The organism is Nocardioides scoriae (assembly GCF_900104965.1).
In the GTDB taxonomy this organism is placed as follows: domain Bacteria; phylum Actinomycetota; class Actinomycetes; order Propionibacteriales; family Nocardioidaceae; genus Marmoricola; species Marmoricola scoriae.
Genome location: NZ_LT629757.1, coordinates 3,190,351 through 3,202,382, shown reverse-complemented (window position 1 = coordinate 3,202,382; position 12,032 = coordinate 3,190,351). Strand labels below are relative to the sequence as shown.

Sequence of the window (12,032 nt, the reverse complement as noted above, 5' to 3'; positions counted from 1 at the left end):
TCAGGCGGGCTCCAGCCAGCGGCCCGCGTGGGGCCCCGGGGCGTCGTCGCCGCCGTCCAGGACGGCCAGGCCCGGCGCGTGCGCCGTGCCCGGCGCCGCGGAGGAGTCGCTGCGGGGCAGCAGCACCGTCACCGTGGTGCCGCGGTCGACCTCGGAGTCGATGGTGACCTCGCCGCCGTGCAACGCCACGATGGCCCGGATGATGGTGAGGCCGAGCCCGGTGCCCTGGGCCTCGTCCTCGGTCGCCCGGCGGCCCCGGGCGAAGCGCTCGAACACGCCGGCCTGCTCGGTCGGCTCGATGCCGATGCCGGTGTCGCGCACCACCACCTCGCAGCCGCTGGACCACCCCGTCAGCAGGACCTCGACGGCCCCACCGTCGGGGGTGAACTTGACCGCGTTGGAGACCAGCCCGGTCACCATCCGCTCGAGGTGGCGGGGGTCGACGGCCTGCACCAGCGGCTCCTCCGGCAGCGAGACCTCGACGCTGAGCTGGCGCCCGGCCACGACCTCGTCGAGCGAGGCGAGGGCCCGGCGGACCACGGCACCGACGTCGACCGCCTCCAGCCGGATCGTCAGCCGCGACGACTCGATCTCCGAGAGCGTCAGCAGGTCCTCGACCAGGTTCTGCATCCGGCGGCCGTTGCGGTCGATCTTGGCGACCACGGCGAGCTGGTCGTGGCTGAGCGGGCCGATGAGGCCGTCCTCGAGCACCTCGGTGTAGCCCACGATGCTGGTGACGGGGGTGCGGAGCTCGTGGCTGACGGTGGCCACGAAGTTGCCCTTGACCCGCTCGAGCTCGGCGCCCCTCTCGAGGGCGTCGCGCTCGCGAGCGAGCGAGATCTCCAGCGCGAGCCGGGCCTCTTCGCGCTCGGTGACGTCCTCGGCGGTCGCCAGGTAGCCCGAGAGCGCGCCGTTCTCGTCGCTCACGGCCGAGAGCGTCATCCGCAGGGTGCGCTCCTGGCCGTCGCTGCGCCGGCAGTGCCACAGCCGGGCCTGGTCGTCGTCGCGGGCCGTCGAGGCGTTGCAGATGCTCGCGAAGGTGGCCAGGGTGCCGAGCTCGGCGGAGTGGCGCCGCAGCTCCGACTCGGGCAGGAACAGGTCGGGGGTGCCGCCGAGCACGTCGGCGGCCCGGTGGCCCAGCATCTCCTCGGCGCCGGGGTTGAACACGGTGATCTGGCCGTCGGGACCGGTCGCGATGATCGCGGTACCGCGGGCGGCGTCGACCAGGCGGCGCAGCGTCTCGCGCTCGGCGGAGACCAGGGCCGCCGACATCCGCTGCTGGGTCAGCATCACCGACAGGGGCAGCAGGATCAGCGCGCAGTCGACGACGAACAGCTGGAGCACGCCGTGCACCAGCTCCGGGGGCAGGTCGTAGCGCTGGCCCAGGCCCCAGATCGGGCCGGTGTCGAGGGCAGTGACCCCCACGCCGACGGCCGAGACCAGGGTGAGCAGCAGCGTCGCCTCCCGCAGGGTGCCGCGGAAGGCGTACCAGGCGAACATCGGCATCACGGCGAACACGACGGGCGGGATGTCGGTGGCGGTGAAGATCGCCAGCGTGGTGCCGACGGTCAGCAGGGCCTGCACGACCCGCTCGCGCGGCCCGGACACCGGGGCGAAGTGCGGCACCGGCAGGAACAGCGGCAGCAGCACCATCAGGGCCGCGGCGTGCGCGCCGAAGCCCGGGGCGAGCGCCAGCCAGGGGTTGCCCAGACCGGTGAGCGCGACGGTCGCCGCACTGCCGAGGCCGGCGACCAGGCTGCCCGCGGCGACGGCCCCGATGAGCCGGGAGACGTCTCCCTGGTCGCGCAGCGCGACCCGTTCGGAGCGGCCGGCGACCAGCGAGCGCCGCACGACCCAGGCGGCCACCAGGTAGGTCAGGGTGAGCCCGAGGGTGGCAGCCGGGGAGAACCCGATCAGCAGGTGCGCCAGCGCGACCAGCAACCCGCTGACGAGCAGCAGCCAGGGGCGGGCCTGGCGGGGCGAGGTCAGCAGCAGCCCGGCGAGCAGGCCGCCCGCGGGCCAGATGGTCGGCAGGGCGCTCTCGCCGGCCGGGTCGGGCACCCCCGCGAGAGCCGCGAGGGCGAGCAACGCCATGAGCAGCGTGATGCGGACCAGCTGTGCGCGCGTCAGACTCTTCGTCGGTGCCGTGTGGATCCGGTGGAGGGACGAAGAGTGTCCGGGCTGCACTGCCCCCTCGAGAGACGGTCGGTGGTTGACCGCTCCAGTATGTGCAAACCGTTGTCCGTTGTGGGCGTTTTCGAAGGAAAAGGGCGATCGTCGGGCGCTACAGGGCCTTGACGGCGTTGAGGAGCTTGGACATCGAGTCCTTGGCGTCGCCGAAGAGCAGCGTGGTGTTGTCCTCGAAGAGCAGCTCGTTCTCGATGCCGGCGAAGCCGGGCCGCATCGAGCGCTTCATGAACACCACCTGGCGGGCCTCGTCGGCGTTGAGGATCGGCATGCCGTAGATCGGCGCGCCGGGCGTCGTCTTGGCCGCCGGGTTGACGACGTCGTTGGCACCGACCACCAGGACGACGTCGGCGTCCTTGAAGTCGCCGTTGATCTCGTCCATCTCCTTGAGCTGCTCGTAGGGCACCTGGGCCTCGGCGAGCAGGACGTTCATGTGGCCGGGCATCCGGCCGGCGACGGGGTGGATGGCGTAGTCGATCTCGACCCCGCGGCCGGCGAGCACGTCGACCAGCTCGCGCAGGGTGTGCTGGGCCTGGGCGACCGCGAGGCCGTAGCCCGGCACGATGATGACGCGCTCGGCGTACGCCAGCATGATCGCGACGTCCTCCGGGCCGGCCGAGCGGACCGGCCGGTCGGACGCCACGCCGCTGCCCAGCGTCGAGCCGCCCTTGAGCGCCCCGAAGAGGATGTTGGCCACCGAGCGGCCCATCGCCCGGGCCATGAGCAGCGTGAGGAAGGTGCCCGAGGCCCCGACCAGGGTGCCGGCGACGAGCAGCACGACGTTGTCGAGGACGTAGCCCCCGGCCGCGACCGTGAGGCCGGTGAAGGCGTTGAGCAGCGAGATCACGATCGGCACGTCCGCGCCGCCGACCGGCAGCACCAGCAGGGTGCCGAAGACCAGTCCGACCAGCGCCAGCACGATGCCGACCCACAGCAGCGGGCTGATCGTGAGCTGGGTGGCCAGCCCGACGCCGGCGACCAGCGAGACGCCGAAGGCCAGGGCGAGCCCGGGGAAGACCACCGGCGCCGAGGTCATCAGCTCCTGGAGCTTGGCGAAGGTGACGACCGAGCCCGCGAAGGAGACCGAGCCGACGAAGACGGTGAACGCCGTGGCGAGCAGCACGAACCACTCGACCAGGTCGCCGCCGCCGGGGACGGCCAGGATCTCGTGGAGCTCGAGCAGCGCCACCAGGGCGGCAGCGCCGCCGCCGACGCCGTTGAACAGCGCCACCATCTGCGGCATCTGGGTCATCTGCACCCGGCGGGCGCCGACGACGCCGCCCACGGAGCCGATCAGCACGGCGCCCAGGATGAGCGGCACGTGGCGCAGGTCGAGGTAGAGGAAGGGGACGACGCAGGCGACCACCGCGGCGCCGGCGCCCACCAGGTTGCCCGTGCGGGCGGTGCGCGGCCCCGAGAGGCCCTTGAGGGCGAGGATGAAGCAGACGGCGCAGGCCAGGTAGACCAGCTGCACCCAGACCGGGGTGGCGCTCACCGGGTGCCCCCCGTCGGGCCGGAGGCGTCGGTCGGGGCGGCCGGGACCCGCTTGCGCCGGGTGAACATCTGCAGCATCCGGTCGGTGACCACGAAGCCGCCGACCATGTTGACGGCCGCGAGCACGATCGCCACCAGCCCGACGACCAGGGCGACGGTGCTGTCGGTCGAGCCGGTCACCAGGATGGCCCCCAGCAGGATGATCCCGTGGATGGCGTTGGCGCCCGACATCAGCGGGGTGTGCAGCGTCGAGGAGACCTTGGCGATCACCTCGATGCCCACGAACACGCTCAGCACGAAGATCGTGAGCCAGACGACGGCGTCGTTCACTGCTGCTCCTCGGGGTCGTGGGAGGGCTGGGCGACCGGGGGCCCGTCGGCCAGGTGCTCGTCGCGGACCGGGGCCGGGGCGACGTCGACGTCGGGCGCCGGCGCCGGTCCCTCGATCGCCTCGCGGGTCGGCTCGTGCAGGATCCGGCCCTGGTGGGTCACGCAGGCGCCGGCCACGACCTCGTCGTCCAGGTCGGGGGCGAAGGCGCCCTCGTGGGTCATCAGGGTCAGCAGGTTGACCACGTTGGTGGCGTAGAGCCGCGAGGCGGGCCCGGGCATCTGGGAGGGGACGTTGTCGCCGCCCCAGACCTGGGCGTGGCCGATGCGCACGACCTTGCCGGGCACCGACCCCTCGACGTTGCCGCCGGTCTCGGCGGCGAGGTCGACCACGACGGAGCCGGGCGGCATCGCCTCGACCATCTCGCGGGTGACCAGCAGCGGCGCCCGGCGGCCGGGCACGGCGGCGGTGGTGATGAGCGCGTCGGCCGCCGCGATGTAGGGCGCCAGGGCCTGCTTCTGCTGGGTGGCGCGGTCCTCGGTCATCTCGCGGGCGTAGCCGCCGGTGCCCTCGAGCGTCTCCAGCTGCAGGTCGATGGCCTTGGCGCCGACCGAGCGGATCTCCTCCGCGGCGGCGGCACGCACGTCGTAGGCCTGGACCACGGCGCCGAGGCGCTTGCAGGTCGCGATCGCCTGGAGGCCCGCGACCCCCGCGCCCAGGACCACGACCTGGGCGGGCTGGACGGTGCCGGCGGCGGTCATGTTGAGCGGGAAGAACCGGCGCAGCAGCCCGGCGGCCACGACCGCGCCGCGGTAGCCCGAGACCAGGGCCTGGGAGGACAGCGCGTCCATCGACTGGGCCCGCGAGATCCGCGGCACCAGCTCCATGGCGAAGGAGGTGACCCCGAGGTCGCGCAGGTCGCCGACGAGGTCGTGGGAGGCGGCCACGGGCAGGAACGACACGGTCGCCGCGCCGCTGCGCAGCTGGCGGAGCCGGTCGGGCGCGAGCGGGTTGACGCTCACCACCACGTCGGCCCCCGGGAGCAGGCCGTCGACGAGGGCGGCCCCCGCCTCGGCGTACTCCTCGTCGGCGAAGCCGGCCTGGGCGCCGGCGCCCGGCTCGACCCCGACCTCGTAGCCGAGCCCCGTCAGCTTCGCGACGAGGTCGGGCACCAGGGCGACGCGGGTCTCCCCCGGCCTGGACTCCTGTACGACGGCGATCCTCACGTGGCGAACCTAAGGGACGTCACCGACAGGATCGGGGATTGTGACGGTCGCCTCACCGGCCGACCGGCCGGAGGCGGGCTCAGGCCATCCCGGTGCCGATGAGCGCCCCGATGACGTAGGTCACCGCCATCGCCAGCAGCCCGCCCGCCACCACCCGGGTGATCGCCGGCCGCACCGGCGAGTCGCCGGCCCGCGCGGAGAGGTAGCCCGCACCGGCCAGCGCGAGCGCCACGGCCGCCACCGTCACGACCACGCGCAGCCCGGGCGCGAAGACCAGGATGGTCAGCAGCGGCAGCAGCGCGCCCGCCGTGAAGGCGAGCATCGAGGCCCAGGCGGCGTGCCAGGGGTTGGTCAGCTCGTCGGGGTCGATGCCGAGCTCGATGTCGAGGTGGGCCCGCAGCGCGTCCTTCTCGGTCAGCTGCACCGCGACCTGGCGGGCCAGGTCGTCGTCGAGGCCCTTGCCCCGGTAGAGCTCGATCAGCTCGGCCAGCTCGTCCTCGGGCTCCTCGCGCAGCTCGCGGGTCTCCTTGGCGACCAGGGCCTTCTCGGTGTCGCGCTGGGTGCTGACCGAGACGTACTCCCCGGCAGCCATGCTCAGCGCCCCCGAGACCAGCCCGGCGACGCCGGCCACCGCGATCGTGTGCCGGTCGGTCGTCGCGCCCGCGACGCCCATCACCAGGCCCGCGACCGAGACGATGCCGTCGTTGGCCCCCAGCACCGCGGCGCGCAGCGCGTTGAGGCGGCTGTTGAGGCCCTCGCCGTGGGGCTCGTCGGCGTGCTGACCCGGCTCGGGAAGGTCGGACGGCGAGGGGGCGCCGGAGGCGACGGGGGTGCTCATGGGGCCATGGTCGCCGCCCGCAGCCGGACATTTCAACGAAGGGGAGGCTGCCCTACCGGGCGTGCGGCGCGGGGCCGTGGCGGCTCAGTAGTACCAGGGGAAGGGCGACCAGTCGGGCTCGCGCTTCTCGAGGAACTGGTCGCGGCCCTCGGCGGCCTCGTCGGTCATGTACGCCAGCCGGGTGGTCTCGCCGGCGAAGAGCTGCTGGCCGACCAGGCCGTCGTCGATGGCGTTGAAGGAGTACTTCAGCATCCGCTGCGCGGTGGGGCTCTTGCCGTTGACCAGCCGGCCCCACTCCAGGGCCGCCAGCTCCAGCTCGGTGTGGGGGACGGCGCGGTTGACCGTGCCCATCCGGACGCCCTCGGCGGCGTCGTACTCCTGGCCGAGGAAGAAGATCTCGCGGGCGATCTTCTGGCCCACCTGGCGCGCGAGGTACGCCGACCCGAACCCGCCGTCGAAGCTGCCGACGTCGGCGTCGGTCTGCTTGAAGCGCGCCTCCTCGGCGCTGGCGAGGGTCAGGTCGCACACCACGTGCAGGGAGTGGCCGCCACCGGCCGTCCAGCCGGGGACCACGCAGATGACGACCTTGGGCATGAAGCGGATCAGCCGCTGCACCTCGAGGATGTGCAGCCGCCCGAGCCGGGCCTGGTCGGCGGGGGTGCGGGCGTCGCTGGTCGCGCCGGCCGTGCCGTCCTCGTACTGGTAGCCCGCCCGGCCCCGGATCCGCTGGTCGCCGCCCGTGCAGAAGGCCCACTTGCCGTGGCGCTCGCCCGGCCCGTTGCCCGTGAGCAGCACGCAGCCGACGTCGCTGGTCGTGCGGGCGTGCTCCAGGACGCGGAGCAGCTCGTCGACGGTGTGGGGCCGGAACGCGTTGAGCACGTCTGGCCGGTCGAAGGCGACGCGCACCGTGCCGTGGGCACGGGCCCGGTGGTAGGTCAGGTCGGTCAGGTCCTCGAAGCCGGGGACGGCGTCCCACAGCTCCGGGTCGAAGATCTCGCTGACGCCCTCGATCGCACTCATGGGGCGACCCTAGAGGCCGCGATGCTGGCGTCGGGGCGGCAGGTCTGCTGTGCTGGGTGGCATGGCGATCACCGGCGAGTACGTCCCCAGCAAGGCCCAGTGGGTCCGCGACCAGGTCGAGGAGTTCGAGGCCTCCGACGGGCAGCGGGCCAACACCCTGCCCGGCACCGACGACCCGATCGTGGTGATCACGAACCTCGGGGCGAAGTCGGGCCTGGTCCGCAAGACGCCCCTGATGCGGGTCGAGCGCGACGGCACCTACGTCGCGATCGCCTCCAAGGGCGGCGCCCCGGAGCACCCCGAGTGGTTCCACAACTTCGTGGCCCACCCCGAGGTCGACCTCCAGGACGGGTCGGTGAAGAAGAGCTACCGCGCCGAGATCGTCGAGGGCGCCGAGCGCGAGGACCTGTGGCAGCTCGCGGTCGACACCTGGTCGACGTACGCGTCGTACCAGGAGAAGACGGACCGCCAGATTCCCGTCTTCAAGCTGACGCCGATCGACTGACCGGTGCCCGGCCCCGAGGGGTCAGCGGGTGATCGAGGAGGCCAGCGCGGCCAGGTGGCGCAGCCGGGCGATCTCGGAGTCGAGGATCTCGGGGCCGCCGCGCCGGGCGATGACGACCAGCTCGTCGGCCTCCAGGGCACAGCCCGCGACCAACAGCTCGCTGAGGTGCTCGGGCACGTCGATGCGACGGCCGCGCTCCATGTCGCGCGGCCAGTGGATGTCGGCCGGGATCTCGGTCGGGGCCGCGGGCGAGCGGTGCACGACCCGGACCGCCGTGCCCTCGCGGCGCACCCGCGCGGCCCAGTCCACGACGAAGGCCGCCGGGAGCAGGTCGACCAGGGTGTCGGGGGCCCGGGAGGGGTCCGAGGTCATCGACTCGACGACCTCGAGGTCGCGGGTCAGGTTGGAGCCCGCGCCGTAGCGCGAGATCCACAGCACGTCGACGCCCTCCAGCGAGGTGCACGCCGAGACGATGCTGTCGGGCATCACGCCCTGCTCGTTGGCGAGGAACACGTCGTCAACGGCACGACCGTCGGCCGTGCGCTCGACGATCTCGATCGCGTCGATGTTGCCGCCCGCCGAGCCGATCGCCGACGCCAGGCGTCCCAGGGAGCCCGGGACGTCGGGCAGCGCGACCCGCAGCAGGTACGACATGGCGCTGACCCTAGCGCCAGCAGGTTTCGGGTCCGTGTCGTCCGCCGCCGCCGTGCGCCCCGCGCGCGGCGGGGACCGACTGCCTAGGCTTCGAGCATGAGCCGCATCCTCGTCACCGGCGCCACCGGCTTCATCGGCCGCCGCCTGGTCCCCGCCCTCGTCGAGCAGGGCCACCAGGTGCGCGCCATGACACGACGCCCCGAGTCGTACGACGGCCAGGGCGAGCCGGTCGCCGGCAACACCGACGAGCGCGACTCGCTGGTCGGCCCGCTCGAGGGCGTCGACGTGGCCTACTACCTGGTCCACTCCCTCGACGACGAGGACTTCGAGCGTCGCGACGCCGCGGCGGCCCGCAACTTCGGGTCCGTCGCCGCCGAGGCGGGCGTGAAGCAGATCGTCTACATGGGCGGCCTCGGCGACGACGGCGACCTCTCGGCCCACCTGCGCTCGCGCCGCGAGGTCGAGACCCTGCTCGGCGAGGCCGGCGTGCCGGTCACCGTGCTGCGGGCCGCGATCGTGGTCGGCCACGGCGGCATCTCCTGGGAGATCACGCGCCAGCTGGTCAAGAACCTGCCGGCCATGGTCGTGCCCAGGTGGGCCGCCACCCGCACCCAGCCGATCGCCCTCGACGACGTGGTCCGCTACCTCGTCGGCGTCGCCGGCCAGGACCTCGCGCTCGGGCGGACCTTCGAGGTCGGCGGTCCCGACCAGCTGACCTACATCGACATGCTGCGCGTCGCCGCCGAGATCGAGACCGGCCGGCGGGTGCCGATCATCAAGGTCCCGGTGCTGACCCCCGGCCTGTCCTCGCACTGGCTGGCGCTGGTGACCGACGTCGACGTCACCACCGGGCGCAACCTGATCGACTCGATGGGCATCGAGGTCGTGGTGCGCGAGCAGTCGATCCGCGAGGTGGTCCCGGGCGAGCCGATCGGCTACACCGAGGCCGTGCGCCGCGCGGTCGCCGACCGCGCCGCCGCCGAGGCCTGAGGCCCCGGCCCGACCTGGTCTACGTCGGGCTGCCGAGGAAGATCGCGGGCAGCGCGTAGAGCATCGTCACCGACCAGGTCAGGTGGGTGATGATCGGCGCCAGGATGCCGCCGGTCGCGCGGCGCTGCAGCCCCACGATGAGACCGAGCACGATGGCGGCGAAGCCGAGCATGACGTTGCCGGTCGCCAGGGTCGCCACGGTGTAGGCCACCGTCGTGATCGCGACCTGGTGCTTGCGGATCGCGGCGTACATCGCGCCGCGGAAGAACAGCTCCTCGGCGATGCCGTTGAGCACGGTCACGACCAGCAGGATCCAGCCGTTGCCCTCCTGGGCGTACTCCAGGACGGTCTGGATGAACGGCGTCAGGTGGTCGTCGAGGAAGGGCACGGCGCGGATCAGGAAGGCGCCCGCCACGAACACGCCCGCGAGGGCGGCGCCGAGCAGGAACGGCTGCACCACGGGCCGCGGCGCGGTCAGGTCGGGCTCGGCCGGGGTGCCGATGCGGCCGAGGTGCAGCGGTCCCGACGCGAACGCCCCCACGGCCCACACGCCCGCGAGCACGGCGGTGGCGGCGTAGAAGCGGTTGCTGTCGGTCGGCTCGATGAAGCCCAGGGTGTAGCCGAGGACGACGGCACCGACGAGCACGACCACGACGCTGACCACCTGGCGGCGGCGGAACTCGTGGTCGGACTGACGGTGGTCCCGAGGGGTCATGTCCCACAGGCTCGAGCGCAGCGTGGTGCGCAGGCCCCGGACTGAACGCATGACCAGACCCTAACGGGAGGAGCCTCACGCACGGTCGGCCGTCAGGGGCGGATCGTAGGGTCGCTCGCATGACCTCGCTGATGTGGTTCCGACGCGACCTGCGCCTGCGCGACCACCCCGCCCTGCGCGCCGCCGCCGCCCACGGCCCCGTCCTGGGCCTGTTCGTCCTCGACCCGGTGCTGTGGCGCGGCGCCGGGCCCGCCCGGCGGGCCTGGCTCGCGGCCACGCTGCGCTCGCTCGACGAGTCGATGGGCGGCCGGCTGTGCATCCGCATGGGCGACCCGGCCTCCCTGGTGCCGTCGCTGGCCCGGGAGGTCGGGGCCGACGAGGTCCACGTGACCAACGACCACTCCCCCTACGGCCGTCGCCGCGACCAGGCGGTCGTCGACGCGCTGCCCGAGGGGGTCCGCGGCGTCGCCACCGGCACGCCGTACGCCGTGGCGCCGGGGACGGTGAAGAACGGCTCGGGCAGCCCCTACAAGGTGTTCACGCCCTTCAGCCGCGCCTGGCGCGACGTCGGGTGGGAGGAGCCCCAGCAGGCGCCCCGGGGCGTCGAGTGGGTCGAGCACGACAGCGACGGGCGCGTCGCCGCGATGCTCGACAAGGCGCTGGACGAGGCCCCCGCCTCGATGCCCACGGCCGGTGAGGACGCCGCCAAGCGACGCTTCGAGGACTTCCTCGACGCCGACGTGGCCGACTACGACGACGTGCGCGACGACCCGGGAGCCGACCGCACCTCGCGGCTCTCGGCCTACCTCAAGTACGGCGTGGTCCACCCCCGCCAGCTGCTCGCCCGCACCCGTGACCACTCCGGCTCGGGCGCGGCGACCTTCGAGACCGAGCTGTGCTGGCGCGACTTCTACGCCGACGTGCTGCACCACCACCCCCGCTCCGCGTGGCACGACCTGCGCCCGGTCAAGGGCCTGACCTACGACGACCCCGGAGACGCGGTCGACGCGTGGAAGCAGGGAACGACGGGCTTCCCGATCGTCGACGCCGGCATGCGCCAGCTCCTCCACGAGGGCTGGATGCACAACCGGGTGCGGATGATCACCGCCAGCTTCCTCACCAAGGACCTGCACGTGTGGTGGCCGGTGGGCGCGCGCCACTTCCTCGACCACCTCGTCGACGGCGACCTCGCCTCCAACAACCACGGCTGGCAGTGGGTCGCCGGCACCGGCACGGACGCCTCGCCCTACTTCCGGGTGTTCAACCCCATCACCCAGGGCCAGAAGTTCGACCCGTCGGGCGACTACGTGCGCCGCTGGGTCCCCGAGCTGCGCCACCTCGAGGGCAAGCACGCCCACGCGCCGTGGGACGCCGAGGGTGGCTACGACCACGACTACCCGCAGCGCATCGTCGACCACGCCGCCGAGCGGGAGGTCGCCCTCGAGCGCTACGGCCGCGGTCGCGACTGAGCCCGCCGGCCCTCCCGGCCGCCCAGGGGGAACGTCGCCAGCACCTCGTGGCGCGCCCGGCGCCGCGGGCCCTCGCCGAGGTACGACGCCACCAGGGCCAGCTCGTCGAGCGGCCAGGAGGGGCCGGCGTACGTGTCGAGCACCCGGACCCACCGGGTGAGGTCGGCGGGTCGGCGCAGCCGGGCCAGCGTCACGTGGGGCCGGAAGCGGGCGCCGTCGACCTCCGTGCCCGCGGCGACCGCGGCGTGACGCGCTCCGGTGGCCGTCCGGTCGAGCTCCTCGTCGTCCCCCGCCTCGCCGCCGAGGTCGAGGCCGGCGTGCAGCAGCCGGCCGCGAGCCACGTCGGGGAAGGCACCGCCGCCGGCGATCCGCGCCACCAGGGGCCGCCGCCGCGACGCGGCGGTGGCCAGCCGCTCGCCGAGCTCGTCGAGGAGGTGCTCGGCCACGTCGGGCAGGAACGCCAGCGTCACGTGGGCCTGGTCCGGCGGCGACCAGCGGAAGTCGCCGTGCTCGCGCCGGGGCTCCAGGAACTCCTCGAGGTGCTCGACCGCCTCGACGGGCGGCAGCACGGCGACGAACAGGCGCACCCCGGCAACCTACCGGCGGG

Annotated in this window: 12 protein-coding genes; 3 read left to right on the top strand and 9 right to left on the bottom strand. The window is 73.5% G+C overall.

Features of this window, described 5'->3' with window-relative positions:
• From BLU55_RS15155 to BLU55_RS15130, 6 genes are all read right to left on the bottom strand, one after another.
• Entirely contained in the window at positions 1-2,094 is a 2,094-nt protein-coding gene (locus BLU55_RS15155) for a sensor histidine kinase (RefSeq protein ID WP_091731348.1), read from the bottom strand.
• Positions 2,095-2,284: 190 nt separating this feature from the next.
• A complete protein-coding gene (locus tag BLU55_RS15150) occupies positions 2,285-3,682 on the bottom strand; it encodes an NAD(P)(+) transhydrogenase (Re/Si-specific) subunit beta (RefSeq protein ID WP_091731346.1) in 1,398 nt (465 codons plus the stop codon).
• Complete coding sequence (locus BLU55_RS15145; RefSeq protein WP_091731343.1) at positions 3,679-4,011, bottom strand: NAD(P) transhydrogenase subunit alpha; 333 nt, start codon at positions 4,009-4,011, stop codon at positions 3,679-3,681. Before BLU55_RS15145 ends, BLU55_RS15150 begins: the two co-directional genes overlap by 4 nt.
• Complete coding sequence (locus tag BLU55_RS15140; protein ID WP_091731341.1) at positions 4,008-5,234, bottom strand: NAD(P) transhydrogenase subunit alpha; 1,227 nt, start codon at positions 5,232-5,234, stop codon at positions 4,008-4,010. Before BLU55_RS15140 ends, BLU55_RS15145 begins: the two co-directional genes overlap by 4 nt.
• Positions 5,235-5,313: 79 nt before the next feature.
• Complete coding sequence (locus tag BLU55_RS15135; protein ID WP_091731338.1) at positions 5,314-6,072, bottom strand: VIT1/CCC1 transporter family protein; 759 nt, start codon at positions 6,070-6,072, stop codon at positions 5,314-5,316.
• 84 nt (positions 6,073-6,156) lie between these two features.
• Positions 6,157-7,092 carry a 1,4-dihydroxy-2-naphthoyl-CoA synthase gene (locus BLU55_RS15130; protein WP_091731335.1) on the bottom strand — a complete coding sequence of 312 codons (936 nt, stop codon included), beginning with the start codon at positions 7,090-7,092 and terminating at the stop codon, positions 6,157-6,159.
• A 61-nt stretch (positions 7,093-7,153) separates the two neighbouring features.
• Between BLU55_RS15130 and BLU55_RS15125 the strand changes: the two genes are divergently transcribed.
• Positions 7,154-7,597, top strand: a complete 444-nt coding sequence (locus tag BLU55_RS15125) for a nitroreductase family deazaflavin-dependent oxidoreductase (RefSeq protein ID WP_091734021.1) — start codon at positions 7,154-7,156, stop codon at positions 7,595-7,597.
• A 21-nt stretch (positions 7,598-7,618) separates the two neighbouring features.
• On the opposite strand, the gene BLU55_RS15120 is transcribed toward BLU55_RS15125, so the two are convergent.
• Positions 7,619-8,251 carry an ACT domain-containing protein gene (locus tag BLU55_RS15120; RefSeq protein ID WP_091731332.1) on the bottom strand — a complete coding sequence of 211 codons (633 nt, stop codon included), beginning with the start codon at positions 8,249-8,251 and terminating at the stop codon, positions 7,619-7,621.
• Positions 8,252-8,347: 96 nt separating this feature from the next.
• Here BLU55_RS15120 and BLU55_RS15115 point away from each other — a divergent pair, with 96 nt between their 5' ends.
• Positions 8,348-9,241 (top strand): NAD(P)H-binding protein, encoded by an 894-nt coding sequence (locus tag BLU55_RS15115; protein ID WP_091731328.1) that lies wholly within the window; start codon positions 8,348-8,350, stop codon positions 9,239-9,241.
• A gap of 19 nt (positions 9,242-9,260) precedes the next feature.
• Here BLU55_RS15115 and BLU55_RS15110 read toward each other — a convergent pair whose 3' ends face one another.
• Complete coding sequence (locus tag BLU55_RS15110; protein WP_091731325.1) at positions 9,261-10,007, bottom strand: CPBP family intramembrane glutamic endopeptidase; 747 nt, start codon at positions 10,005-10,007, stop codon at positions 9,261-9,263.
• Between the two features lie 68 nt (positions 10,008-10,075).
• On the opposite strand from BLU55_RS15110, the gene BLU55_RS15105 reads away from it, so the two are divergent.
• Positions 10,076-11,425 (top strand): cryptochrome/photolyase family protein, encoded by a 1,350-nt coding sequence (locus BLU55_RS15105; RefSeq protein ID WP_091731321.1) that lies wholly within the window; start codon positions 10,076-10,078, stop codon positions 11,423-11,425.
• Here the strand turns inward: BLU55_RS15105 and thpR are convergent.
• On the bottom strand, positions 11,404-12,012 hold the full coding sequence (gene thpR / locus BLU55_RS15100) for an RNA 2',3'-cyclic phosphodiesterase (RefSeq protein ID WP_091731319.1): 609 nt from the start codon (positions 12,010-12,012) through the stop codon (positions 11,404-11,406). The two genes, BLU55_RS15105 and thpR, sit on opposite strands and share 22 nt — an antisense overlap.
• Between the last annotated feature and the right edge of the window lie 20 nt (positions 12,013-12,032).